24 protein-coding genes are annotated in these 24,894 nt (G+C 41.8%); 23 read left to right on the top strand and 1 reads right to left on the bottom strand.

The features are described 5' to 3' along the window. Positions 1-141 precede the first annotated feature (141 nt). From FQ608_RS04435 to lepB, 10 genes are all read left to right on the top strand, one after another. Complete coding sequence (locus FQ608_RS04435; protein ID WP_158856585.1) at positions 142-1,521, top strand: TIGR00341 family protein; 1,380 nt, start codon at positions 142-144, stop codon at positions 1,519-1,521. A 93-nt stretch (positions 1,522-1,614) separates the two neighbouring features. Beyond that, positions 1,615-2,400 (top strand): hypothetical protein, encoded by a 786-nt coding sequence (locus tag FQ608_RS04430; RefSeq protein ID WP_158856584.1) that lies wholly within the window; start codon positions 1,615-1,617, stop codon positions 2,398-2,400. 163 nt (positions 2,401-2,563) lie between these two features. Beyond that, the gene (locus tag FQ608_RS04425; protein WP_158856583.1) at positions 2,564-4,183 is read left to right on the top strand and encodes a CTP synthase; all 1,620 of its coding nucleotides are present in this window, start codon (positions 2,564-2,566) and stop codon (positions 4,181-4,183) included. A 62-nt stretch (positions 4,184-4,245) separates the two neighbouring features. Further along, positions 4,246-6,051, top strand: coding sequence for a membrane protein insertase YidC (gene yidC, locus FQ608_RS04420; RefSeq protein ID WP_158856582.1), 1,806 nt, complete (start codon positions 4,246-4,248; stop codon positions 6,049-6,051). Between the two features lie 211 nt (positions 6,052-6,262). Beyond that, a complete protein-coding gene (locus tag FQ608_RS04415) occupies positions 6,263-6,955 on the top strand; it encodes a metal-dependent hydrolase (protein WP_158856581.1) in 693 nt (230 codons plus the stop codon). Further along, positions 6,955-7,734, top strand: coding sequence for a ParA family protein (locus FQ608_RS04410; RefSeq protein WP_158856580.1), 780 nt, complete (start codon positions 6,955-6,957; stop codon positions 7,732-7,734). Before FQ608_RS04415 ends, FQ608_RS04410 begins: the two co-directional genes overlap by 1 nt. A gap of 10 nt (positions 7,735-7,744) precedes the next feature. Next, positions 7,745-8,662 carry a ParB/RepB/Spo0J family partition protein gene (locus FQ608_RS04405; protein WP_158856579.1) on the top strand — a complete coding sequence of 306 codons (918 nt, stop codon included), beginning with the start codon at positions 7,745-7,747 and terminating at the stop codon, positions 8,660-8,662. Positions 8,663-8,687: 25 nt separating this feature from the next. Then, a complete protein-coding gene (locus FQ608_RS04400; protein ID WP_234364063.1) occupies positions 8,688-9,308 on the top strand; it encodes a DUF5683 domain-containing protein in 621 nt (206 codons plus the stop codon). Positions 9,309-9,311: 3 nt separating this feature from the next. Then, entirely contained in the window at positions 9,312-10,034 is a 723-nt protein-coding gene (dapB, locus tag FQ608_RS04395; protein WP_158856578.1) for a 4-hydroxy-tetrahydrodipicolinate reductase, read from the top strand. A 14-nt stretch (positions 10,035-10,048) separates the two neighbouring features. Continuing rightward, positions 10,049-11,125 carry a signal peptidase I gene (gene lepB / locus FQ608_RS04390; RefSeq protein ID WP_158856577.1) on the top strand — a complete coding sequence of 359 codons (1,077 nt, stop codon included), beginning with the start codon at positions 10,049-10,051 and terminating at the stop codon, positions 11,123-11,125. Between the two features lie 86 nt (positions 11,126-11,211). Here lepB and ung read toward each other — a convergent pair whose 3' ends face one another. Then, complete coding sequence (gene ung / locus FQ608_RS04385) at positions 11,212-11,874, bottom strand: uracil-DNA glycosylase (protein WP_158856576.1); 663 nt, start codon at positions 11,872-11,874, stop codon at positions 11,212-11,214. Positions 11,875-11,947: 73 nt separating this feature from the next. Between ung and apaG the strand changes: the two genes are divergently transcribed. The 13 genes from apaG to pfkA all read left to right on the top strand — a co-directional run bounded on the left by apaG (position 11,948) and on the right by pfkA (position 24,825). Further along, complete coding sequence (gene apaG / locus FQ608_RS04380; protein WP_158856575.1) at positions 11,948-12,334, top strand: Co2+/Mg2+ efflux protein ApaG; 387 nt, start codon at positions 11,948-11,950, stop codon at positions 12,332-12,334. Further along, entirely contained in the window at positions 12,324-13,130 is an 807-nt protein-coding gene (locus FQ608_RS04375; protein ID WP_158856574.1) for an O-methyltransferase, read from the top strand. Before apaG ends, FQ608_RS04375 begins: the two co-directional genes overlap by 11 nt. Positions 13,131-13,244: 114 nt before the next feature. Further along, the gene (locus FQ608_RS04370) at positions 13,245-14,885 is read left to right on the top strand and encodes a capsule assembly Wzi family protein (protein ID WP_158856573.1); all 1,641 of its coding nucleotides are present in this window, start codon (positions 13,245-13,247) and stop codon (positions 14,883-14,885) included. 96 nt (positions 14,886-14,981) lie between these two features. After that, entirely contained in the window at positions 14,982-16,655 is a 1,674-nt protein-coding gene (locus tag FQ608_RS04365; protein WP_158856572.1) for a capsule assembly Wzi family protein, read from the top strand. Between the two features lie 193 nt (positions 16,656-16,848). Then, positions 16,849-17,766 carry a hypothetical protein gene (locus tag FQ608_RS04360; RefSeq protein ID WP_158856733.1) on the top strand — a complete coding sequence of 306 codons (918 nt, stop codon included), beginning with the start codon at positions 16,849-16,851 and terminating at the stop codon, positions 17,764-17,766. Positions 17,767-17,847: 81 nt separating this feature from the next. Further along, a complete protein-coding gene (gene rpsF / locus FQ608_RS04355; RefSeq protein ID WP_158856571.1) occupies positions 17,848-18,219 on the top strand; it encodes a 30S ribosomal protein S6 in 372 nt (123 codons plus the stop codon). Continuing rightward, on the top strand, positions 18,216-18,467 hold the full coding sequence (rpsR, locus tag FQ608_RS04350; protein ID WP_158856570.1) for a 30S ribosomal protein S18: 252 nt from the start codon (positions 18,216-18,218) through the stop codon (positions 18,465-18,467). Before rpsF ends, rpsR begins: the two co-directional genes overlap by 4 nt. A gap of 40 nt (positions 18,468-18,507) precedes the next feature. Then, the gene (rplI, locus tag FQ608_RS04345) at positions 18,508-18,951 is read left to right on the top strand and encodes a 50S ribosomal protein L9 (protein ID WP_158856569.1); all 444 of its coding nucleotides are present in this window, start codon (positions 18,508-18,510) and stop codon (positions 18,949-18,951) included. Positions 18,952-19,138: 187 nt separating this feature from the next. After that, positions 19,139-20,119 (top strand): GSCFA domain-containing protein, encoded by a 981-nt coding sequence (locus FQ608_RS04340; protein ID WP_158856568.1) that lies wholly within the window; start codon positions 19,139-19,141, stop codon positions 20,117-20,119. A 42-nt stretch (positions 20,120-20,161) separates the two neighbouring features. Then, on the top strand, positions 20,162-22,678 hold the full coding sequence (gene priA, locus FQ608_RS04335) for a replication restart helicase PriA (protein WP_158856567.1): 2,517 nt from the start codon (positions 20,162-20,164) through the stop codon (positions 22,676-22,678). Between the two features lie 403 nt (positions 22,679-23,081). Beyond that, the gene (locus FQ608_RS04330; RefSeq protein ID WP_158856566.1) at positions 23,082-23,372 is read left to right on the top strand and encodes a hypothetical protein; all 291 of its coding nucleotides are present in this window, start codon (positions 23,082-23,084) and stop codon (positions 23,370-23,372) included. A gap of 92 nt (positions 23,373-23,464) precedes the next feature. Continuing rightward, positions 23,465-23,830, top strand: coding sequence for a methylglyoxal synthase (locus FQ608_RS04325; RefSeq protein ID WP_158856565.1), 366 nt, complete (start codon positions 23,465-23,467; stop codon positions 23,828-23,830). 8 nt (positions 23,831-23,838) lie between these two features. Then, on the top strand, positions 23,839-24,825 hold the full coding sequence (gene pfkA, locus FQ608_RS04320; RefSeq protein ID WP_158856564.1) for a 6-phosphofructokinase: 987 nt from the start codon (positions 23,839-23,841) through the stop codon (positions 24,823-24,825). The last annotated feature ends 69 nt before the right edge of the window (positions 24,826-24,894 follow it).

Here is a 24,894-nt window from a genome sequence, read left to right as displayed (position 1 = left end):
GAATTTAGGAGTATCTTTCCATCCAAGATGTAATAATTATCACATAAAGGAAATTTGCTTGCGATGATTACATTCTGGGCGGGTTGATAGCCTTGGAATTTTATTTTTACTTACTTTTGAAATTGCGAAACTTTGAAGCTTATGGTTCCTGAAAACAAAAATGTAAATTGGATAACAGAGCGGTTTGCAACCTTTCTTTACTTCATCAAAGATCGATTTGATCTCCATGAGGGCAAAGAGGATGAAATGGAGACCATCGAATATGTAAGGAAAAACGTGGAATTCCGGGGGGCCAATCTCTGGATCTTGATATTTGCCATTCTGGTCGCCTCGGTGGGACTAAATGTTAATTCCACAGCAGTCATTATTGGAGCCATGTTAATATCTCCACTTATGGGCCCAATCATGGGAATTGGCATGGCGGCCGGGATTAACGATTTCGAACTGCTCCAAAAATCGCTAAAGAACCTGGGGATAGCGGTGGTTATCAGTATCATGACATCAACGCTTTATTTTTCTTTTACCCCACTCAGCGATGCCGAATCGGAATTATTGGCACGTACGGAGCCTACTATTTGGGATGTATTGATCGCACTTTTCGGGGGATTGGCTGGAATTATAGCCGGTTCTAGAAAGGAGAAAAGCAATGCCATACCCGGAGTAGCCATTGCAACTGCACTTATGCCTCCTTTATGTACGGCAGGATATGGAATCGCCACTTGGAATTTATATTATTTTCTGGGAGCCTTTTATTTGTTTTTTATCAATTCCGTTTTTATAAGCCTCTCAACCTACTTAATCGTTCGGTTTATGAGTTTTCCCAAAAAGGAGTTTATGGACTCCAAACGGGAGAAAACAGTTCGGAATTACATTACACTTTTTACTCTCTTGACGGTAGTGCCGAGTATTTACCTAGCATATAATATTGTAAAGCGAACGATTTGGGAAAAATCTGCTTCTAGCTTCGTAAGCACTGAGTTTGAATTTCCTAGAACCCAGATAATTAGTTCAAAGTTTATCTATGAGCCCGATAGTAGCATCATTGAAATAGCCATGGTGGGGGAGCGGATCAGCGATGAGGAACTGGCAATATTGCAAAAAAGAACAGGTGCTTTTAGCCTTAGCAATACCTATTTGTCAATCAAACAAAGTGGGGACAATGGTATGGACATAAATATGCTCAGGTCGGACGTCCTCAAGGATTTGTATGAACGAAACGAAACTTTAATTCAAAATAAAGATGAAAAAATCTTTTTTTTGGAAAGAGAAATATCCCAATATGTAGAAACCAACAAGATGACGGTGGATTTGGCAAATGAGGCAAAAATCAACCACAATTTGTTGGAATCCTTTTCTGTAAGTAGATCGTTGATTGCTAATTTGAAGGAAGACAGGCGCGATACGGTATTGATAGCTTTTGCAACTTTCACCAGAGTTCCCTCCAAAAGTGAAACAGATCGCCTTAGGAATTGGTTGAAAGTTAGAACTAAAGCGGATTCGGTTGCATTGATGATTGACTAATTCCTTTCCACGCTTAAAAAAGACTTCTTAATCTTATTGTAAAGTAAATTTAAATTACGTTTGGCGGTATGTTTTTACTGCTCAAAAAATCAAATGAACAACTTAATTACAGACATTCAATCCATTCGGCACCTGCAGATATGCAACGGTGTTCCTCAAGTGCTTTTTTGTTACTGGTCTGAGGGCAGTATGCCTGAGGCCCGCAAGTTGAGTCTCGATTATTTGCTTACTTATGCGGGAGTTCCTGTCGTTTTGGTAAATAAGAAAAGTTTTTTAACCCTGTCCACAGAAGAGAGTCCGATACATCCAGCTTTTGAATACCTAAGTGCCGTCCATCAATCAGACTATGTCCGGACCTATCTTTGGCATTATTGGGGTGGCGGTTGGCATGATATCAAGGCCTCTCAGGTAGACCTCTCCAGTGCCTGGAAGGAATTTTCGGACCCTCAGGTGTTTTTTGTGGGAAAGCCGGAGCATCCCAAGGGACCTGCCAGGGTTTATGACAAAGATAGGAGGTGGATACCTGATTATTGGCAGGAACTGGTTTCCGTCATTGCATGGGTTGGTAGGCCCAAAACTAAGTTCTCAGAAGCCACGTTATCGGAAATGCACACGTATCTGGATGGAAATTTGGCGGACCTAAGAAGTCACCCGGGAAAGCATCCCCGAGAGAAAAAAATCCAGAGCAGGACCCATATAGGGTACGCCGCAAAAAACATTTACCAATTGCTGTTGGGAAGGGATGTTTATTATCCGATTCCCTGGACACTTTTTGGCAATCTTTTTCATCCACTTAATTTGCTTTTTAAAGATCACGTAAGTAGAAAATTACCTCAAGATTCCATAAAAAATGCGGGAATATACCACCGCAAGAAGTAAGGCAGGGCGGGGAGGTCTGGCTAAATGCCGTTAATATTCAGGAGTTTAATCACTAAGCGTTTAGTGGACAAAATATAAATCCGTATTCCACTCTTAAAATCAATAATTTTACCTAATTTTGGGCCCCATAAGAATACAAACAAAATTTCATTTAACCCTTCTTATGGGCTCTTCAACCAAACATATTTTTATTACCGGCGGTGTAACTTCTTCATTGGGAAAGGGTATAATCGCGGCTTCTTTGGCAAAATTATTACAGTCGCGAGGAATATCTGTTACTATTCAGAAATTTGATCCCTACCTAAATATTGACCCCGGCACTTTGAATCCGTATGAACACGGAGAATGCTATGTCACAGAAGACGGTGCAGAGACGGATTTGGACTTGGGGCACTATGAGCGTTTTTTGAATACATCGACGTCCCAGGACAACAATGTAACTACGGGTAGAATTTACAACAATGTAATAACTAAAGAGAGAAAAGGGGAATATCTAGGAAAAACCGTACAGGTAGTCCCCCATATAACCGATGAAATAAAACGAAATTTCTACAAACTTGGAAATGAAGATAAATATGAGGTAATCATCACTGAAATTGGGGGCTGTGTAGGCGATATAGAATCCTTGCCTTTTATTGAAGCTGTCAGACAGACTAAGTGGGATTTAGGCCCCAATAATTTCCTGGTGATCCACCTTACACTAATTCCTTATTTAGCGGCGGCCAAAGAACTGAAAACCAAGCCAACCCAGCATTCTGTTAAGCAATTGCTGGAAGCGGGAGTACAGCCCGATATCTTGGTATGCCGTACAGAGCATCACCTTCCTCAGGATGTAAAGAAGAAAATCGCCCTATTCTGTAACGTACAGCTCAATTGCGTAATAGAGGCCATGGATGCGGACACCATTTATGATGTGCCTTTGTTAATGAAAAAGGAGAAATTGGACGAAAGGGTGATGAGCAAACTAAAACTCACCTCCAAGACCAACACAGAACTTGAGCAATGGAAAGAATTCCTGGGAAGACTTAAAAACCCAACGCAGGAAGTAGAAATAGGCTTGATTGGCAAATATATTTCCCTACCTGATGCCTATAAATCCATTATTGAATCGTTTATTCATGCGGGGGCATCGCTTGAATGTAAGGTTCATTTAAGGCTTATTTCGTCGGAAGAGATCAATCCCGAAAACGTGGAAAAGAAACTCGGTGAATTGAATGGAATATTAGTTGCCCCCGGTTTTGGTGAGCGGGGGTTGGTTGGTAAGATAGAAGCCGTTAAATTTGCCCGACAAAAAAAGATCCCGTTTTTCGGAATCTGTTTGGGAATGCAGATTGCAGTAATTGAATTTGCTCAAAACGTAATTGGATTGGACGATGCGAGTTCCACAGAAATGAACCCGGATACTAAAAATCCCGTAATTTTCCTGATGGAACAGCAAAAGGGAATCACCCAACTCGGGGGAACAATGCGGTTGGGCTCATATATCTGTGAATTGGAAAAGGGAACCAAGTCCAGTACCGCGTACGGTAAATCCAAAATTCATGAACGTCACCGTCACCGGTATGAATTCAATAATGAATACTTGGAGAAATTTGAATCCTATGGGATGATTGCGGCAGGCAAAAATCCGGAAAGTGGATTGGTAGAAATCATTGAATTAGCAGACCACCCTTGGTTCGTCGGCACCCAGTTTCACCCGGAATATAAAAGTACGGTCCTGGCACCGCACCCGTTGTTTATCCGGTTTGTAAAAGCCGCAATTGAGAACAAACATCAAAATTAACGCATTAGAATTACTATTAATCATTCACGGCCTTTTCGACATGATTGGGCAAAATTGACATTATGGATAAAAATCAAGCGACGGGTCTATTGCTTTTCGCAGCAGTAATCCTGGTATACTCGCTCTTCTTTGCGAGTAGTCCGGAACCCCTTCCCGAACAAGCTCCTCCCGTACAGACGGAGGCTGTTCAGACAATTCCTGAGACCGAATCAATCGATTCAACTGAATCTGAACCAGACAGCGTGCAGAACGAGCAACTTCGACAGAAATTCGGAGTTTTTGCCGATGCTGCAGAAGGTTCTGCTCAGGAAGTGACGTTGGAAAATCAAGATATTCAGGTTGTTTTCTCCACCAAAGGTGGAGAATTGAAAACCGTGGAATTAAAAGAATATAAAACGTGGGCAATGGAGCCGCTAAGGCTTCTTGAGGAGGAATTTTCCACCATTTCTTATCAAATACCCGTACAGAATGGACTGATCGATATCAACGAATTATATTTTGAAGTTTCCCAAAAGGAACTTACTGTCGACGAAGTACCTGCAAAACAGGTTGTCTTTACCGCTCAGTTAGGTTCAGGAGCCGTCATACGGACTTATACGCTTCAAGAGTCGGGATACCTGCTTGATCATCAAATTCAATTTCAAAACCTTTCTAACCAGTTGAGCAACCAACAGGTAAGTATTCTTTGGGAAGGAGATTTAAGAAGGCTGGAGGAAGATCTTAAAGAGTCTAGGTTAAAGACCTATATGAATTATTATACCGCCGACGGCGACTATGATTACCTGACTACGGGTAACTCAGAAGATGAAGTTCAGGTTAGTACCCCTCTTCATTGGGTGGCATTCAAGCAGCGGTTTTTTACATCAAGCATTATTTCAGATCAGTTTTTTCCAACAGCGTCGCTTTCCCAATCCACAGATGAAACCAGCGACAGCATTGAAAAAAGCATGTCTGCTTCCTTGGTACTCGGGCTAGCGGGCGATTCCGGCTCTGTGCAATATTATTTCGGGCCCAACAATTACAATATCCTAAGAAAGATTGCTCCGGATTTTGATAAAAATGTGGACATGGGGTACTTTTTTGTGAGCTGGGTGAATAAGTATATAATTGTAAATCTCTTCCATTTCTTGGAGGATTATTTCAGCAATTATGGGGTCATAATCATCCTGATCGTATTCATCATCAAGCTTTTTCTTTTGCCGCTTACCTATAAGTCCTACATAGGCATGGCTAAAATGAGGGTAATAAAGCCGGAAATAGATGAATTGAAGGAGAAATACGGGGATGATGCTACCAAAATGCAGCAGGAACAGATGAAATTATTTGGTCAGCTGGGGGTTAGTCCGATTTCGGGTTGTTTGCCAATGGTGTTGCAGATGCCATTTTTGCTAGCCATGTTCTTCTTTTTCCCGAACTCTATTGAGCTGCGACAGGAATCATTCCTGTGGGCACATGACTTGTCCACCTATGACACTTTTTTCAAGCTGCCGTTTACCATTCCTTTTTATGGATCACATGTGAGTATGTTCACCTTGTTGATGACCGTATCCCAAATCGCTTATACCCACTTCAACAACCAACTGACTACAGCGCAGGGACCCATGAAAAATATCGGATATATCATGCCGGTGGTCTTTATGTTTGTGTTGAACTCATTTCCTGCGGCACTTAGTTTCTATTACTTTGTGTCCAATATGGTGACCTTCGGTCAGCAATACCTTATCAAGCAGTTTGTCGATGATGAAAAAATCAGGGCAAAAGTAGAAGAGACGAAGCTCAAAAATGTCAATAAAAAGAAATCTAAATTTCAGGTTAAATTGGAAGAAGCCATGAAAAGTGCGGATTCCAAAAAGAAGAAAAAACAATGATTTGATGAGACGGAAAGAGGCATTGGTAACAATGCCTCTTTCTTTTGAATCGGTTGGATTGGAATAATCTAAGTAAAGTTTGTGGGCTGGCGTTGGTTTTTATAGGACTCCCATTGGTTGTTTTCCACATCTCAGTGTGGAAAACTATATACATATGGTTCGGTTTTTAATGATATATTTGTATTTCGTTGAAAAAAATAAAAATAAAGACATGATTAAAATTACCTATTTTGGGCATTCCACGTTTTTATTTACGATCAAAGACAAAACAGTTCTCGTCGACCCTTTTATCCAGCCCAATGAACTGGCTGATCAAATTGATGTAACGTCGATTAATCCGGATTATATCTTGGTATCCCATGGTCACGAAGACCATGTAGCAGATGTAGAAACTATTGCCAAGCAAAGTAATGCAATGCTGGTTTCTAATTTTGAAATTATAAGTTGGTTCGAAAAAAAAGGAATTGAAAAAGTCCACCCAATGAATCATGGGGGATCGAAGTCCTTTGATTTTGGAACTATAAAATATGTGAACGCGGTGCATAGTAGTACGCTGCCGGACGGATCGTCGGGAGGAAATCCTGGTGGTTTTGTTGTTCAGAGTGAAGAGGGGACTTTTTATTTTGCCGGTGACACGGCCCTGACTTATGACATGAAGCTCATAGGGGAGGAGTTTGACATAGATTTTGCCGTATTGCCGATTGGCGATAACTTTACCATGGGAATCAGGGATGCACTTAAAGCGGCTGACTTTGTGGGGACGGAAAAGATTATTGGCATGCATTATGACACCTTTCCCTACATTCAAATAGATAAAGAATCAGCTCTTGCAGCAGCAAGTTCCGCCGGGAAAGAGTTGCTGTTGCTTACAATTGGAAAAAGTATTACCCTTGGAAAAAAATAATGGGAAAAGTAATTGCGATCGCTAATCAAAAGGGTGGGGTAGGTAAAACAACCACTGCCATGAATCTTGCTGCAAGTTTGGCCGTGTTGGAGTTTAAAACACTGGTCATAGATGCAGATCCTCAGGCGAATACAACGTCTGGGCTTGGATTTGATCCCAAAAGCATCAGCACCAGCATCTATGAGTGTATGGTAGATGAAATAGATGTTCAGGAAATTATCATAGAAACTGAGTTTGACAACCTTCACCTTGTACCATCCCATATTGACTTGGTCGGTGCCGAGGTAGAAATGGTCAACTTGGAAAATAGGGAAGAAAAAATGCGTGAAGTCATCGCTGTTGTAAAACAAAACTATGATTTTATAATCATTGACTGTTCTCCTTCTTTGGGTCTTATCACGATCAATGCGCTTACCGCTGCGGATTCGGTCATTATTCCTGTGCAGTGTGAATATTTCGCTTTGGAGGGACTCGGTAAGCTGCTGAATACGATTAAGATCATTCAGACCAGATTAAATCAACATCTGGAGATAGAGGGTATTTTACTGACGATGTATGATGTGCGGCTTAGGTTGTCCAATCAGGTCGTAGAGGAAGTACGAATGCACTTCAAAAACATGACGTTTGAGACCATCATTCCCCGAAACATCAAATTAAGTGAATCTCCGAGTTTTGGTCTGCCCGTAGTAGCGTTTGACGCTACCGGAAAAGGTGCCGTTGCCTATTTAAACTTAGCTAATGAAATAGCAGCCAAGAACGGAATGGCAAAGGTGAATTGAACACAATAATATGGCTGATAATAAAACCACAAAGAAAAGAGGCGCGTTAGGTAGGGGGCTTGGGGCACTATTGCAGGATTCTCCCGCAACCAACCGACCTGAACGGGAGGCTGTGGTTCACCCCGTTGCAGGAATATTTGAGATAGAGTTAAGCGAAATTCAAGTCAATCCCTATCAACCAAGGGTACACTTTGATAAGGATTCCCTAAACGAATTGGCTGAATCCATCCGGGTTCAGGGAATTATCCAGCCCGTTACGGTAAGAAAACTTGCAGATAAGGAGTTTCAACTTATATCTGGCGAGCGTAGGTTTCAGGCCTCCAAAATAGCTGGGCTTGACCGTATTCCTGCTTATGTCCGTACGGCGAATGACCAACAAATGTTGGAAATGGCTCTTATCGAAAACATTCAAAGGGAGAACCTAAATGCATTAGAAATTGCCCATTCCTATCAACGTCTACTCAGTGAGTGTGACCTGAAGCAGGAACAATTGGGAGATAGGGTAGGAAAAAACCGTACTACTGTCAATAATTATTTAAGACTTTTGAAATTACCACCGGATATTCAGGCGGGTATACGGGATCAAAAAATCAGTATGGGGCATGCCAGAGCCCTGGTTAATATCGAGGATGTTGACAAACAACTTGCAATCTTCAACAAGACCATTGAGGAGGAGCTAAGTGTACGGAAAGTTGAATCACTCGTAAAAATATTAAACTCACCGAAGGAGGAAGAAGATCAAGATGTAAAACAGCGTCTAGATCCTGTCAAGAAATACGAAATAAACAAAATTCAGCAAAAACTTGCTTCCCATTTCGGAACAAAGGTAGCCCTTAAGGCTGACGCCAAGGACAAGGGTGAAATCAAGATTCCATTTCACTCCACAAGTGATCTTAACCGCATACTTGAAATCCTGGAATTGATATAGGAGTTTCCCAACTCCAACTTTTTCTATGAAAAAGATAGCCTATCAGCCTTTGGCATATTTCAGTAAGACATGTACAACCATACTTGTTTTATGGCTTACCTGCGGTTGTATTTATGCGCAGGAGGGTGATACTGTCCGAGTGGATAGATCAATAGACGAAACTGAGGATGCGCTTTCAGACGAAGAAAAGATTCCGGGGTATAAGGATCCCAACAAAGCAATCTTGATGGCCTTGGCTTTTCCCGGAGGGGGACAAATATATAACGAGAAGGTATGGAAAGTACCGTTGATTTATGGGGGTATTCTTACCAGTATTTATTTTTTTGAATTCAACAACCGTAGATATAAACAGTTTTTGGTAGCTTTGGACATTATTAGAACGCCGGGGTCAACTGAGCCCAACCCTTTTCCAAACTTAAATCAAGATGGGATTATTCGCAACGTTAACTTTTGGCGAAGAAACAGGGACTCAATGTTCCTGGTTTTTGCAGGGATTTATGCCCTGGGAGCGGTGGATGCTTTTGTGGATGCCCATCTTTCCGGATTTGATATCAGTGACGACTTGACTTTCAGGATAGAACCGTCAGTGGAACCTTTACTTGCCTCTAATGCAGCACTTGGAGTATCATTAAAAATTAAATTTTAGCCGATGAATATATTGATATTAGGGTATGGGAAAATGGGTAAAATCATCAGTGAAATCGCTGAAGCCCGTGGACATCATATAGCCGCGAAAATAAACATAGAAAACGTAAGCGATCTCGAAAGATTGGATGCTTCGTCCATCGACGTTGCTATAGAATTTAGTCAACCGGAAGCTGCATGGGAAAACATCATGTGGGCACTAAAGCGAAAGATTCCGGTTGTCAGTGGAACCACAGGTTGGCTGGAACGAAAAGCTGAGGTAGAGGCTGCCTGCCAGGCCTTGGACGGGACTTTTTTTTATGCTTCCAATTATAGCGTTGGCGTAAACATTTTTTTTAGAGTGAATAAGTTTCTCAGTAAGCTGATGAAGGATCAATATTCCTACGAGATCAGTTTGGAAGAGATTCACCATACTGAAAAGAAAGATGCGCCTAGCGGCACTGTCATAACGTTGGCAGAAGGTATTCTGGAAAATGTGGAAAGACTGGAAGGATGGGAATTGAAATCAGATGCCGCCACAGGGGCAGGAATGTTACCCATCACCTCTAAGCGAATTGACCCCGCACCTGGCACACATATTGTCAAATACGAATCGAAAATCGACGACATAGAAATCCGCCATACCGCACACAGTAGAAAAGGGTTCGCACAGGGGGCTGTTTTGGTAGCCGAATGGATAAAAGATAAAAAAGGTATATATTCGATGGATGATTTTTTGTCCCTCTAACCAACACGTAGAAAATGAGTAAAACACCCAAGAAGAAGTCAGCAATTAGAGAATGGGCAGATGCCTTGTTGTTTGCCGTAATTGCGGCCAGTTTGATCCGTTGGTTATTACTGGAGCCCTTTACCATACCCACCGCATCCATGGAGAAGTCTCTGCTTGTGGGGGATTTTCTATTTGTCAGTAAAATGCATTATGGAACCAGAATCCCCCGTACGATCATTCAGATGCCCTTGACCCACCAAAAAATATGGGGTACAGATATTCCTTCCTATTCCGATGCCGTTCAGTTGCCTTACTATCGCCTCCCTGGCTTTACCAGCATCAAACGTAACGACATTGTGGTATTCAATTATCCGGACGAACATTGGCACCCTACTGACCTTAAGACCAACTATATCAAAAGAGCCATTGCTGTACCTGGTGATGTTTTGGAAATCAAAGACACTCAAATTTTTATAAACGGGCAAGCGTCAGAGAATCCGAAGGAGATGCAATTCTCCTATGACGTACTGACATCCCGCCAATTGAACGCGGATTTCTTTGACCAGTTTGGAATAAATCCGGACAGTTATTATCCATTTTCGGACAACTCCGGATATTTAGTTTTTGCCACACAGGAAATGGTGGATAAATTATCCGCTAATCCAGCCGTAGCTTCGATCAAAAAACGAACAAGCAAAGCAGGTCAGGGAGACGGGAATATTTTTCCTGACGGGGCCTATCACGGCTGGAACAAGGATCATTTTGGACCGTTGGAAATTCCCTCCAAGGGATGGACAATTGATTTGGATGAAGATAATTTCCGAAAATATGCCTATACTATCGAAAAGTTTGAAGGGCATAAAAATGTGAGCATCGATGCCAATCAGTTGTTTATCGATGGCCAGAAAGTGACTACCTATACCTTTAATCAAGATTACTATTTCATGATGGGTGACAACAGGCACGATTCACTGGACTCCAGGTTTTGGGGTTTTGTGCCGGAGGACCACGTGGTGGGTAAAGCTTGGTTCCTGTGGCTTTCTCTTGAAAAACACAAAAATTTCCTTAATAAAATCCGTTGGAACAGATTTTTCAAGTCTATCAACTAGCTTGAAAAATACAATTTCGGAGTGAGGGTCTCCTCCCCACTATAAATAACAAAACCCCCAAATAGTTTATTATTTGGGGGTTTTTCTCACCACCTAATTTCTTCCAGGCCTTTTTCTTTAAGGTAAGCATTAGCCTGACTAAAATGCCTGCATCCCAAAAATCCCCTGTGGGCCGAAAGTGGGCTGGGATGTGGTGCCAGTAATTTAAGGTGGTCATTTTCTGAGATAAAACTCCCTTTTTTCTGGGCATAAGCTCCCCAAAGCATAAATACCAATCCGGTGTTTTTTGAGGCCAAAACCCTAATTGCAGCATCTGTGAAAGATTCCCAACCTTTATTTTGGTGACTCCCAGCCTTTTGAGCCTCTACAGTCAGGGTGGCATTAAGAAGAAGGACTCCCTGACCAGCCCATCGCTCTAGGTTGCCATGGGAAGGAATGGGAATACCCAAGTCTGACTTAAGTTCTTTAAATATATTTAAAAGGGAAGGAGGAAAGGGGATACCTTCCTGTACCGAAAAGGAGAGTCCATGTGCTTGGTTTGGGCCGTGATAGGGGTCCTGTCCAAGAATAACTACCTTTACCTTATCGAAGGGACATTTCCAGAATGCCTGAAAAATATTCTTAGCGGAGGGATAGATGATTTTGGTCTGATATTCTTTTTTAATAAAGTCTACAAGCTGCTCAAAGTAGGGTTGTCCAAATTCATCCATAAGTACCTCCTTCCAGGTATTTTCTATTTTCACTTCCATTTAGATAAAGGGGTTGGTTTTTGTGAAATTAAACCGTTAATTTCGAATAAGTTTTTGGATATCCAAGGGAAAAATGGTCACTGCAATCACAGATGGAATTAAAGTCACCGTAGAAGCTAACTATCAGGCGGAGTTCTCCAGTCCGCATCAGCAGCACTTTGTCTTTATTTATAAGGTGACTATAGCCAATGAAAGTACAGCTACGGTTCAACTTCTTCGAAGAAAGTGGGAAATCCATGATGCCGGAGAGCAACCTAAAGTTGTGGAAGGTGACGGTGTTGTGGGACAGCAGCCAGTCATGGAGAGCGGTAGTTTCCATCAGTACGTTTCGGGATGTAACCTTCGCTCCGGGCTGGGTAAGATGAGGGGAAAATATTTTATGGAAAGAGTCATGGATGGACAGCTAATAGAAGTGACCATCCCCGAATTTCAACTAATTGCTGAAATCTTTGACAATTAGACAGCTGACTGCTTCTATTTATATAGCCAAGGAATACCTGCTTTATTTCTTGGAGAGAACTGATCATCACAGTCTTCAAGCACCATTTGCATCTACTTTCTATCGGGAATTAATGGTATATATTCGCCAACACCGAGAGGGCAACCCATCTTTGGAAAAGTCACGCAAAACCCTTGCCCAAGATACCCGGATTTTGGATATTAAAGACGAAGGAGCGGGCTCCAATTTTTCTGTTGGTTCAAAAAGATCCGTATTCTCCATTTGCAAATACGCATGTAGTGCCCTGTCCTATAATTTACTCTACCAATTTATAGTTATGAGGACTCCAGCAGAAACAGTAGTGGAATTGGGGACATCATTGGGGATCAATACAGGGTATTTGGCAACAAGAACGAAAGGAACTGTCTATACCTTTGAGGCAGACTGCTCGCTGCTTAAAATTGCGAAACATAATCTCAACACATTCCCGAATGTCACCTTCATCCAGGGAAATATCAATCAAACCTTCCCCGATTTTTTGTGTGACCAACCCCGAATCGATTTTATACAGTTGGACGCTCACCACACCTATCGAGCGACTATGCAATATTGTAAATGGGTTTGGCCATACCTACACGAAAAAAGTGTGGTGGTGATAGGAGATATTCATTGGTCAGCTGAAATGAAAAAGGCCTGGACGGAGCTTAAAAAGTTTCCGGGAGTCACTTCCACGATGGATTTTTTTGAATGCGGTGTTCTATTTTTTAGAACGGGGATACAACCGGAGCATCATATTTTGTACTATCCTGCCGATTAAAACGTTTTACACTTATTGAATTTCCCACTACGTATGTGAAGCTTTTTTCTTTTAACTATATTTGCAAAGCAAAAAAGGTTTGCGGCCACCCTCAGGTAATACAAATAGAAACAAATGGTAAGAATATGTATCGCCTTATTAGTTGTGATGGGCAGTGCGGTGTCAGTTTTGGGACAGTCAATACCAGCGGGATTTCCCATGGTGGAGGAATATTTAAGGAGGTCACAGCTCCTTGAAAAGATTGATCCTAACGTATCCTTTCTGGTTCGCCCAGTGTATCCCAGAGAAATAACCAATGTGCAAGATGCCTATTCTATTAACAAAATTTCAGACGATAGCATTTCCAATCCTACATTTCCGGGCGTCCAATTTTTTAAGGGTAACGGCAGGATGCAGTTACTTCCGCTTAGTTTACAGACTGAATGGAATCTCCGATATCCCTATCCTGTAGCGAGCCAGCATATCCCCAACAGAGGATGGCAGACCTTTGCCAGTGGGGGGCTGTATTTGGAAGCAGGGCCATTGGAGGTGAAGTTTCAGCCAGAGTTTATTTGGGCTCAGAATAAATTCTACGACCCTGGAATCAATAAATCCATTTATACGGAATATGAAGAACGCTTCGGGGATGGACCATATAGAAAATTATTGCCGGGACAAAGTAGTGTGCGGTTAAATGCGGGACCTTTTTCAGTGGGATATTCCACGGAGAATATCTGGTGGGGTCCGGGACAGTTTAATGCGTTGCTGTTTTCCAATAACGCTTTTGGGTTTGAGCATTTGACCCTTAATACCAGAAAACCAGTCAAAACATTTTTGGGGTATTTTGAGACGCAAGTCATAGCTGGGTATCTCAAAGGATCCGAATCTCGGACCAACGTTTCATTTATTAATCCGAGTAGGTACAGATTTGAAGATAGATACCTCAATGCATTTATCTTAACCTACCAACCCAAATGGACGCCTGGTCTATCGATGGGCGTTTCCCGTGTATTTCAGCAATATATTTCTATGAGGGGGGATTCATTCAGTGATTATTTCCCCATTTTCGCTCCTTTTCAAAAAGTCAGAAGTGGTTTTGGTAGAGATGCAGAAGGCAGAGATCAACAAGCTACTGTTTTTTTCAGATGGGCAGTTCCGGAAGGTCAAGCTGAATTCTATTTTGAGTATGGGCGCAGAGATCATGAGGCAACTTGGCGGGGAGCTTTGCTTAACCCGGAACATGCCCGTGCATTCCTGTTTGGTTTTAATAAGTTATTCCCAGTTTCCAATGGCGCGCATATTCAAACCCGGTTTGAATTGTTTCATCAACAAGAATCCATAAATATTTTGGCCAGATACCCCGGTACTACAGGAAGAACTAACTGGGGTGGGCACTCACCGGTCATTCATGGTTTTACCCACAGAGGACAGATGATCGGACCGGGCATAGGACCCGGGAGCAATGTGCAGACCTTGGAAACGTCATGGGTGAAGGGAATAAAAAAAATCGGATTGCGACTAGATAGACTAAATAGATACCAAGATAGGTTTGTTAAGGACTTTAACGATTTTACTCCTGAGCAACGCTGGGTAGACCTAGCTCTTGGTACTATTGTTGAATGGAAATTCAATAAACTTCTAATCAGTTCAAATTTAACTTTGGTCAATTCCTTAAACTATCAATGGCAAATGGAACCTATAGATTCGCGCCTAGTTCCCAAAGGAAAAGACATGGTAAATTTTCAGGGAAATCTTAAGACTATTTATCTGTTCTGATGTCAAAGAAAGCGGGAAGTACCATACAGTTTAGCTACAATGAGTAATGTTCAAATCAGCGTTCTAGAAGAACAGGCGAACAATAACCAAATCTCAATGAATCGATATCGATATTATGCTGTTTTTTTTATCTGTTTGCTCGGATCGGGTAATGCGTTAGCCCAGTCTGTTTCTCTGTTTACCCCTCTCTTGGAAGATTATGCACGAAGGAAGCAACTTACCGGAGATATTTCGGATGGTTATTCGTTTATGGTTCGACCGTTTGTTGCGTCGAAAGAGTTAGGCTTTGACTCTTTATTTAATCAGATTATCTATAAAAACGCCAATGTACCCGATGAAAAGCTGAAGGTGGAACCATTACCTGTCATTTTCAGGATTCAACATAATTCCGGCTACTCATTCGGCCAAAATAACGGCGTTATGGTACCCAACCGCGGTGTGCAGACGGTGCTCAGTGGTGGCTTTCACCTGTCTTATGGCAAGTTTAGTTTCCAGTTTCAGCCCGAATTTCTAACCGCACAAAATAAACCATACAGGGGAATGCCTGCCGGATCAGGTAGAAATTGGAGAGACTATTACGAATACCTGAATCGTATAGATTTACCGGAACGCTTTGGAACGGGGACAGTAATTAATCCCTATTTGGGCAACAGTAGTGTCCGGTTTACATTGGACAATGGTCTCTCTCTAGGAATTTCCAATGAATACTTGTGGTGGGGACCTTCCAAAAGGAATTCGTTGATGATGAGCACTAATGCTTCCGGATTTTTACATGTTACGGTTAATACCCAAAAACCCATTGAAACCAAAATAGGGAATTTTGAAGGCCAATTTTTGATGGGAAGACTTCAAAACTCCGGATTTCCACCTCCAAACGCTACGCTTCGAATAAGAAACTCCCTTCTGTATGCGCCTAAAAGAGATATGGATTGGAGATATCTGGCAGGTGTTATTTTTACGTATCAGCCAGTCTGGATCCCGGGCCTTTCGCTTGGCTATAGTAGCACGTCACAGATGTACCATAACGATATGGATCGTTTTGGGGACTATTTACCGATTTTCAACGGGAGAAAAAACTTCACCTACCTGGACGACCATGTGATAAATAGAAGGCAACAACAAAGCGCAGGCTTTTTTCGATGGATTAGCGTAAAGGGCAAATTGGAGTTTTACGGAGAGTATGGGACCAATGGCAACAGTAAGACCTTCCGGGAATTTATTGTTAACCCAGACCTGTATCGCGCTTTTACGCTGGGATTTGTTAAATTGATGCCATTATCAGGTCCGGAGCAGTTCATCCAAGTTACCGGGGAGATCACGCAAACCGGGCAGACGGTCCGCAAAGCAATAACCGATATAAACAGTTGGTACATCCATTCACATGTACGGCATGGCTATACTCACCGTGGTCAAAACCTAGGGTATGGATACGGCTCGGGAAGCAATTCCGCCTTTTTGGAGATAAGCTGGGTGAATAATTTTAACAGATTGGGTTTCCAAATGGAGCGTATAGCAAATAACAACGATTCGTTCTATCTCCAATATGAGCATATTGAAGGCTGGGATCGGTACTGGGTAGACATAGTGCCTTCTATGGTGTTGGATAGGAAATTTGGTCAGTTGTTACTTTCTACTAGGTTTCAGTACGTGAACACGTTGAATTATTATTGGGTCTTGGAAAGAAACCCGAACGCCTCTCTTTACAGACTTCAACCTGGAGATGACAGGAAGAATTTTGTCTCCCACATCAGTTTAGGTTATTTGTTTTGACGTGATTTGTAAGTAACCAATCTGATCAATAAATCGCCGAAATAATTGGTCTAAATTTTGCTATCTAGGATTGCCTTGAAATTTAGATCTTTATGCTTGAAAAAAGTCCCTAGATGATGTTAATTTTGTGCAATAAATCTGAGGCTAAGAAGTTTGATATCAATAAGAAAGCAATTTTAAAAGAAAAAATATGATGAACGAAGATTCCGGGAAAGCTGTGCAAAAACAGGAACAGGGAAAAAATATATTAATTATCGTGTTATTAATCCTTGTGATCATAAGCGGGGTAAAGCTATATTATGACCATCAGGAAAAGGTCCAAAAAACCGAGGAAATTTTAATTTTGTCGGAGGAAAACACGGATTTGAATCAGCGGTTGGATTCTATCACCTACGAACTTGACATCAGAATCAATGAAATCAAGCAACTTGGTGGAGATATTGATTCGCTGATTTCCATAAAAGATCTACTGATCCTTGAGCGGAACAGCAATCGAAATAGGTCGGTAGCTGAAATAGCGAGATTAAATCAGCGCATAGATGGCTACGGCAAATTGTTGCAGGAAAAGGATGCGGATATTGTCAAATTGAAGGCAATGAACGAGCAGTTATTTTCAGAGAATACAGAGCTGAAGTCTACCAAAGCAGAAATAGAGGAAGAGGTGGTGAAATTAAGCCAGAAAACTCAAGAACTTGAAGAAAAGGTAAATGTTGCTGCAAAATTAAGGGCTGAAAATATTGTGATTGCGGCTGTAAATTCAAGAGGAAGAGAAAGAGAGGGTGAATTCAGAAACAGACAACAGGAAAAGTTGAAAATAACGTTCACGCTTGCGGATAATCCGGTTGCTCCATTTGGTACTAGGGATATTTATGTTCAAATTCTATCACCAAATAATCAGGTTATCTTTGATATAGCCAAGGGGTCCGGTACTTTTAGCATGGATGGGCGGGAGGAGTTTTACACTGCCAGACAGGATATTTTGTTCAACAATTCCCTCCAGCGGTTGACGTATTTCTACGAGAAAGGATCTGACTACACCAAAGGGATGCATACCGTGCGTATTTTTGCAGATGGGTTGGAGATTGGTGATAAAGCATTTGAGGTGAAATAAATCCGCCTAGGTTTGGTTAATTAGTCTTAAACGGCTAATTTTGCAGACTGATTTCAAAAAATATACTTAAAACAATTTAGAATGTTCCAAAAAGATTATGAGACGGTATTCATCCTTACTCCCGTTTTGTCTGATGTTCAGATGAAGGATACCGTGGACAAGTTCGTGAACTTGTTAAAAGAAGAGGGAGCAGATATTGTGAATGTGGAGAATTGGGGGCTTAAAAAGCTTGCCTATCCCATCCAGAAGAAAACTACTGGATTTTTCGTGCTGGTTGAGTTCAAGGCGTTGCCTACGTTGCTCAAAAAATTGGAGATCGAATATCGAAGAGACGAAAAGGTGTTGAGATTTTTGACGACCGTTCTCGATAAGCATGCTGTCACGTATGCAGAGAGAAGAAGAAAAGGAGAGTTTAACAAAAAAGCAGAAGTAAAGGAGGAAGCAGCCAAATGACACTGAGAAACGAACCTATCAATAGGGAGCAGATTAAGAAAAAATACTGCCGATTCAAAAAATTGGGTATTAAGTACATTGATTACAAAGACCCTAATTTCCTTTTGAAATTTGTGAATGAGCAGGGAAAAATCCTTCCTCGCCGACTGACCGGAAATTCAGCCAAATTCCAACGTAAAGTTGCACAAGCTATTAAGAAAGCCAGGCATTTGGCCTTGTTGCCTTATGTAGCTGATGGTCTGAAATAATTTCCGACTGTATCATTCAACATTAATAATCCTTACTATAATGGACGTTATTTTAAAAACAGATATAAAAGGGCTTGGGTATAAAAATGATTTGGTGGAAGTAAAGCCAGGTTATGGTAGAAATTACCTGATTCCCCAAGGTTTTGCCGTGTTGGCAACTGCTTCCAACAAGCGGGTTCTGGAAGAGAACATCAAGCAAGCAGCACATAAGGCAGAAAAAATTAAAACAAGCGCGGAAGCTTTAGCCGAAAATATAGCCAATACCACCTTGCAGATCAAAGCCAAGATTGGTGATTCCGGTAAGATTTTTGGTAAAGTGACTACATTGCAGATTTCAGATGCACTTGCTGAGAAAGGCATTGAAGTAGACCGAAAGAAGATTTCAATCAACCAGCCGGTTTCAACAGCTGGAGAATTTGAAGCAGAAGTCGATTTGCATCGGGAAGTTAAGACTACCGTAAAATTTGTGGTAATTGCAGAATAATTATTCAAAAGCCCGGTTTAGCCGGGCTTTTTTTTGACACTTTTTTAGCAGCTTTTTATTCAATGAATTTTTAGTTTCCTTTTTTTTAAGTGATTGCCTTTTCCTTTGTTTACCTTAAAAAGGTATTGTCTCAGGATTAATTGTGAGTTTTGGTTCCACTCGGTTTTTTTTGTTTACATTTATTCATATGGAATTCAGAACAAATTTTTCAATTCAACCTCAACAAGATAAGGTCACCTACGACCATCCGGTAATTACCATGGGGTCCTGTTTTTCTTCCCTGCTGGGCCAAAGGATGGGTTTGGGCAAAATGAATGTGCTGGGCAATCCTTTTGGGGTGATTTTCAACCCGGTGACCGTTTGCCAATTGATAACTCATTCACTTCTAAAAACATCACTGCCAGATGAAGGGTTTTTAGCTTCAAATGGATATCATTACCATTATTTGACCCATTCGACTTTATATGGCAGGACTTTCGAGGAGTTGAATCATCGGCTACATATTATCCAAAGAGAAGTTGCCGACACGATATCCAAAGCCAGTCATGTGTTTTTCACATGGGGATCATCGTATGTTTATGAAAAAAAAGCCGAAGGCCTTATCGTGGCCAATTGTCACAAACAGCCCGGTAGACAATTTGAAAAGAGACTTTCAAATTTGTCTGAGATGCAATCGGCGTTTAGCAAATGTTATGAAGCAATGATTCGTGTTCAGCCAAATATACAACTAGTCCTAACGGTAAGCCCTGTACGCCATATCAAAGATGGAATTCCAGAGAATCAACTTAGCAAAAGTCTCCTTCGAATTCTTTGCCATGAATTGGCAGAGACCCATGGGCAGGTATCCTATTTTCCAAGCTATGAGTGGATGATTGATGACCTAAGGGATTATCGTTTTTACAAATCAGATCTAATTCACCCTTCCGAAGTTGCGGAAGAATATATTTGGCAGGAGTTTCAAAAAGTTTATTTTGACCAAAACACACTATCTTTATGGGGAAGAATAAAACGGATTCAAACCTCCCTTGCCCACAAGCCCTTCCACCCGGAAAGCATGTCCCATCAAACTTTTTTGCGTAATTTGCTCTATGAAATGGAAGAATTATCCCCCCAAGTAGATTTTTGTTCTGAAATTGAGGGGGTAAAGCGGCAACTGGAATCCATTTAACTAAATCTGATCCCGTCTAAAAGCAAACGTTTTAACTACAAGTTGGAAGATCTATTTGGAAATACTATTCAGGAAGACATGCTAGAGGCAATGTATGCGGATATTATCTTGCCTGTACCCATACCTAAAACTTTTACCTACCGTATTCCCCCGGCGCTTCAATCTCTGATAGGTATAGGGTTTAGGGTCATTGTTCCGTTTGGTAAGAAAAAAATACTTACGGGAATTGTTGCAAAAGTACATGGAAAGGCTCCAACTGTTTATGAAGCCAAACTGGTTTTGGATCTATTGGACAGTACTCCGGTGGTCAATGCCCTGCAGATTAATTTCTGGGGATGGATGTCTTCCTATTATTGTTGCCATATCGGCGAGGTGATGAATGCTGCGTTGCCGAGCGGTTTGAAAATTAGTAGCGAGAGCAAAGTTCAGCTTCATCCTGATTTTGAAATGGACAATCCCGGATTTCCCATGGACTCCAGGGAGCTTCTCCTGCTGGAAGTCCTGCAGGATAAAAAAGAACTGGATATGCAGGCCTGTAGTGATTTGTTGGGTATTAAGTCCGCCCACCTTATCATAAAGAGTCTATTGATAAAAGAAGCGGTGCTCGTTTTCGAGGAGATAAAGGAAAAATATCAACCGAAAAAAGAAACTAGAATCAAACTCAATTCCAGATTTTTAAATAGCAAGAATGAATTGGAATCCTTATTTGATTCCCTGAAAAGCCAGTCTAAGCAGGAAGAAATACTATTGAAATACCTGCAGCTGATACCTGTGTATCAACAACCTGAACTCAATGACTCCGGGGTATTGAAAAATCTTTTTGCCAAAGCGGGGTTGTCAGAGAGTTCGCTAAAGACATTGATTAAGAACGGTATTTTGGAGGAGTTTAAAGTGGTCATCAGTAGGTTTGAGGAAATCCCGATTTTACAAGAAACCGTCCAACTTGCCGCTTTTCAGCAAGAAGCATTTTCTACGATTAAGGAGCAGTTTGAAACGAAGCAGACGGTTTTATTGCAGGGGATCACCGGAAGTGGGAAAACCGAAATCTATATTCAATTGATTCAAGAGGTGCTGGGAAGCGGGTCTCAGGTTTTGTTGTTGCTGCCGGAGATTGCCCTTACGACTCAAATTGTAAACCGGCTACAGCGGGTGTTTGGTAGTAAGATGGGGGTGTATCACTCCAAATTTTCGGACAATGAACGGGTGGAGGTTTGGCTTGGGGTTTTGTCGGGAAAGTATGATTTTGTGGTAGGTGTGAGGTCTGCGGTCTTTCTGCCATTTGACAGTTTGGGACTTATATTGGTCGATGAAGAACACGAGCCATCCTACAAACAGTTTGACCCTGCACCCCGGTTTCAGGGCAGGGATGCCGCCATTATGTTAGCCTGGCTGCACCAATCCAAGACCATCCTTGGCAGTGCAACTCCTTCCTTTGAATCCTATTACAACGCACGGATAGGTAAATATGGCCTAGTGCAGATCAATCAGCGGTACGGAAAGGCCGAATTGCCCCAATACATGCTAGCAAACATTCTTTCGGACAAAAAGAAAAACCTGTACAAACTAGACTCCACCAGGCTTCTACGGGAGAAAATCCAGGATGCGTTAAATCATCAAGAGCAGGTGTTGATCTTTCAAAATAGGAGGGGATATGCACCCTATATGTCCTGTGAGGAGTGCGGATGGATTCCAGAATGCGAACATTGTGATGTAAGCCTCACCTATCACCAATTCGCGGAAGAGATGCGCTGCCATTATTGTGGGTTTAAGGAGAAAGTACCCCCGCTATGTCCTGCCTGTGGCAGCCAGAAATTGACATTGGTAGGAGTGGGGACCGAGCGAATTGAGGAGAACCTGAGCCTGCTTTTCCCTGAAGCCCGTATTGCCAGAATGGATCTGGATACCACTCGGAGCAAATATGGATATCAAAGGCTTTTGGAGGAATTTGGAGCGGGTAATATAGATATTTTGGTAGGAACGCAGATGATCTCTAAGGGCTTGGATTTTGACAAAGTTACGGTAGTGGGTGTCATAGACGCTGACCGCATGCTGTATTTTCCGGATTTCCGGTCTGGTGAGCGGGCATTTCAGATGATTACCCAAGTGGCGGGACGTGCTGGACGAAGGGATAAAAATGGAACTGTAGTCTTGCAGTCCCGCAAGCCGGATCTACCCATTTTCAAGCAGATAATGGATGGGGATTATATCAATTTTTATCTTCAGGAAATGGGTGAGCGTAAACGGTTTTTTTATCCGCCATTCGTCAAGTTGATAAAGGTGACCGTTAAGCACAAAGACCATAAAATTTCTGAAAGGGCTGCCCGCCATCTATTTCAATTGCTGGCAGAAATTCCCGTCCGGAAGATTATGCTTGGTCCTGAGAAAGGCCTCGTTGGTAAAATCAAGAATCAATATATTTTTGAAATATTTGCTAAAATTGACAGATCCGGAAATCATCACGCAGTTTTTAGACAAGGATTAGAAGATTGTTTGAACCAGTTGCGGGCGGAAAAAGACTTCAAAGCAACCCGTTTTATAGTGGATATTGATCCTTATTAGAAGATTGGGTACACCAAAAACCGAGTAGAATACGTCCGTGCAGGTGGAAACCAAACGTACGACTGTGAGATTTCACATAAAACAATTTGTATACAGGGTGACATTGGTGTCTGCCATGTTATTCGGGTCAGCATATTCAAATTCCCAACATTTTAGTTGTGATAGACTGTTCTTTTCTACTGGAATGGGGTTTGGTATGGCTGCCAGCCAAAGCGAATTGGATGACATAATTATTAGAAAATTAAACGCATATAATGCTAGCAGATCATGTGAAAAAGTTTTGCTTATTCCGAAACATGAAGTAGGTATTGCAGTTGGATTTTAGTGGTTAAAACTTTTGTTGATTTTTGGTGGCTTACATTTTATGTGTTTAATTTGGCACTACCACAAACAGATCCGCGCTATGACAGTCTCAGAATTTAAGCAGCAATTGGACCTGGAAGAAGTTCCCGGTCATCTTTCGGTCTATTTAAGATCGCTTTGGTTTGATGCAAAGGGCGAGTGGAAGGGTGCCCACGATCTGGTGGACCAACTTCCTGGAGAAGACGCAGCTTATGTTCATGCCTATCTTCATCGCAAAGAAGGCGATCAGTCCAATGCAGACTATTGGTATAGAAGATCTGGAAGGCCGAGATCCCAAGTTAGTTTGGAAAAAGAGTGGGAAGAATTGGTTTCCTACTTTTTAACCAAATAAAATTTCTGGTATGATTTCAGATATACCCCCTGCATCATGGTAGGCGGTTGCTTTTTAATACGTAACTTTGAGTTTCAAACCTATCAGGAAATATGAAAATCGCATTGATTGCCCATGACGGGAAAAAAGCCGATATGGTCCATTTTTTGAGTGGATTCAAGGAAGCATTAGAAGGAATAGAACTTGTAGCTACCGGTACAACGGGACAGCATATAGAAAGAGCCGGGTTTAAAGTCATTAAGTTGCTTTCTGGACCACTTGGTGGTGATGCCCAAATTGGTGCCATGGTAGCCCAGAAGGAGCTGGATATGGTTATCTTTTTTAGGGATCCCTTGGGTAAGCACCCCCATGAACCAGATGTGCAGATGCTTATGCGGATCTGCGATGTGCACAATGTTCCGCTTGCCACCAACTTCGCGGCGGCGGAAATAATATTTAAAAACCTTAGAGACCTTTGATCTAGTACATGGAAAATATTACAATAAAGAAAATTGGTGTACTTACTTCAGGTGGGGATGCACCGGGAATGAATGCCGCTATTCGGGCGGTTGTTCGAGCGGGGTTTTATTATAATTTGGAAGTTTTTGGTATCTATAGGGGATACGAGGGGATGATAAATAATGATATCCGTAAAATGGACAGCAGATCCATAGCCCATGTATTGGAGCGGGGTGGAACCTTTCTCAAATCCGCCCGAAGCGAGGAATTTAAAACTCCGGAAGGAAGGAAGAAAGCTTATGACAATCTGAAAAGCAATGGAATTGATGCCTTGGTGGTAATCGGCGGAGATGGTTCCTTGACGGGGGCACATTTATTCTATAAGGAATATGGTATCCCAGCTGTGGGCTTACCCGGTACGATTGACAACGATCTCTTTGGCACTGATCTTACAATTGGCTTTGATACAGCTTGCAATACGGCGATTCAGGCGATTGACAAAATAAGGGATACTGCAACTTCCCACGACCGACTATTTTTTATAGAGGTAATGGGGCGTGATGCCGGATTTATAGCTATTAACGCGGGTATTGGAAGTGCCGCTGCTGCCATATTGATTCCTGAGAAAAAAATGCCGGTGGAAATGCTGCTAGAACGGCTTAAAAATAGGGAAAAGGCCAAAAAAGAAAGTAACATTGTCATTGTAGCTGAAGGAGGTAAAAGTGGCGGAGCAACGGAAATAGCCGAGAAAGTTCGCAAAATCCTCCCTACTTACGACATCAAAGTAACCATCTTAGGACATCTACAGCGAGGAGGTGCTCCCTCAGCTTTTGACAGGACACTCGCCAGCAAGCTTGGAGTATCAGCCGTAGAGGGTCTTTTACACGGTAAGTATGACGTGATGGTAGGTGTGATTAACAATAAGATTGTTTTTACTCCGATTAAGCGGGCTATAGTCGATGATAAAAAAGTCGATGAAGATGAACTCAGAATAGCCAATATATTATCCACCTAATTTATTCCTACGCCGTAGTGCTTTTCTGGAACCAGGTGATCCTTATGAAGAAAAACCTTCCAGGTTTGA

Origin of the sequence: Lunatibacter salilacus (genome assembly GCF_009797935.1) — a bacterium.
Lineage (GTDB): Bacteria > Bacteroidota > Bacteroidia > Cytophagales > Cyclobacteriaceae > Lunatibacter > Lunatibacter salilacus.
The sequence above is the reverse complement of the archived record's forward strand: the minus strand, read 5'-3'. Positions and strand labels throughout refer to the sequence as shown.

Coding starts and splice junctions, on each gene's coding strand:
- FQ608_RS04435 (WP_158856585.1), top strand. CDS start 142: ATGGTTCCTGAAAACAAAAATGTAAATTGGATAACAGAGCGGTTTGCA.
- FQ608_RS04430 (WP_158856584.1), top strand. CDS start 1,615: ATGAACAACTTAATTACAGACATTCAATCCATTCGGCACCTGCAGATA.
- FQ608_RS04425 (WP_158856583.1), top strand. CDS start 2,564: ATGGGCTCTTCAACCAAACATATTTTTATTACCGGCGGTGTAACTTCT.
- yidC (WP_158856582.1), top strand. CDS start 4,246: ATGGATAAAAATCAAGCGACGGGTCTATTGCTTTTCGCAGCAGTAATC.
- FQ608_RS04415 (WP_158856581.1), top strand. CDS start 6,263: ATGATTAAAATTACCTATTTTGGGCATTCCACGTTTTTATTTACGATC.
- FQ608_RS04410 (WP_158856580.1), top strand. CDS start 6,955: ATGGGAAAAGTAATTGCGATCGCTAATCAAAAGGGTGGGGTAGGTAAA.
- FQ608_RS04405 (WP_158856579.1), top strand. CDS start 7,745: ATGGCTGATAATAAAACCACAAAGAAAAGAGGCGCGTTAGGTAGGGGG.
- FQ608_RS04400 (WP_234364063.1), top strand. CDS start 8,688: ATGAAAAAGATAGCCTATCAGCCTTTGGCATATTTCAGTAAGACATGT.
- dapB (WP_158856578.1), top strand. CDS start 9,312: ATGAATATATTGATATTAGGGTATGGGAAAATGGGTAAAATCATCAGT.
- lepB (WP_158856577.1), top strand. CDS start 10,049: ATGAGTAAAACACCCAAGAAGAAGTCAGCAATTAGAGAATGGGCAGAT.
- ung (WP_158856576.1), bottom strand. CDS start 11,874: ATGGAAGTGAAAATAGAAAATACCTGGAAGGAGGTACTTATGGATGAA.
- apaG (WP_158856575.1), top strand. CDS start 11,948: ATGGTCACTGCAATCACAGATGGAATTAAAGTCACCGTAGAAGCTAAC.
- FQ608_RS04370 (WP_158856573.1), top strand. CDS start 13,245: ATGGTAAGAATATGTATCGCCTTATTAGTTGTGATGGGCAGTGCGGTG.
- FQ608_RS04365 (WP_158856572.1), top strand. CDS start 14,982: ATGAATCGATATCGATATTATGCTGTTTTTTTTATCTGTTTGCTCGGA.
- FQ608_RS04360 (WP_158856733.1), top strand. CDS start 16,849: ATGAACGAAGATTCCGGGAAAGCTGTGCAAAAACAGGAACAGGGAAAA.
- rpsF (WP_158856571.1), top strand. CDS start 17,848: ATGTTCCAAAAAGATTATGAGACGGTATTCATCCTTACTCCCGTTTTG.
- rpsR (WP_158856570.1), top strand. CDS start 18,216: ATGACACTGAGAAACGAACCTATCAATAGGGAGCAGATTAAGAAAAAA.
- rplI (WP_158856569.1), top strand. CDS start 18,508: ATGGACGTTATTTTAAAAACAGATATAAAAGGGCTTGGGTATAAAAAT.
- FQ608_RS04340 (WP_158856568.1), top strand. CDS start 19,139: ATGGAATTCAGAACAAATTTTTCAATTCAACCTCAACAAGATAAGGTC.
- FQ608_RS04330 (WP_158856566.1), top strand. CDS start 23,082: ATGACAGTCTCAGAATTTAAGCAGCAATTGGACCTGGAAGAAGTTCCC.
- FQ608_RS04325 (WP_158856565.1), top strand. CDS start 23,465: ATGAAAATCGCATTGATTGCCCATGACGGGAAAAAAGCCGATATGGTC.
- pfkA (WP_158856564.1), top strand. CDS start 23,839: ATGGAAAATATTACAATAAAGAAAATTGGTGTACTTACTTCAGGTGGG.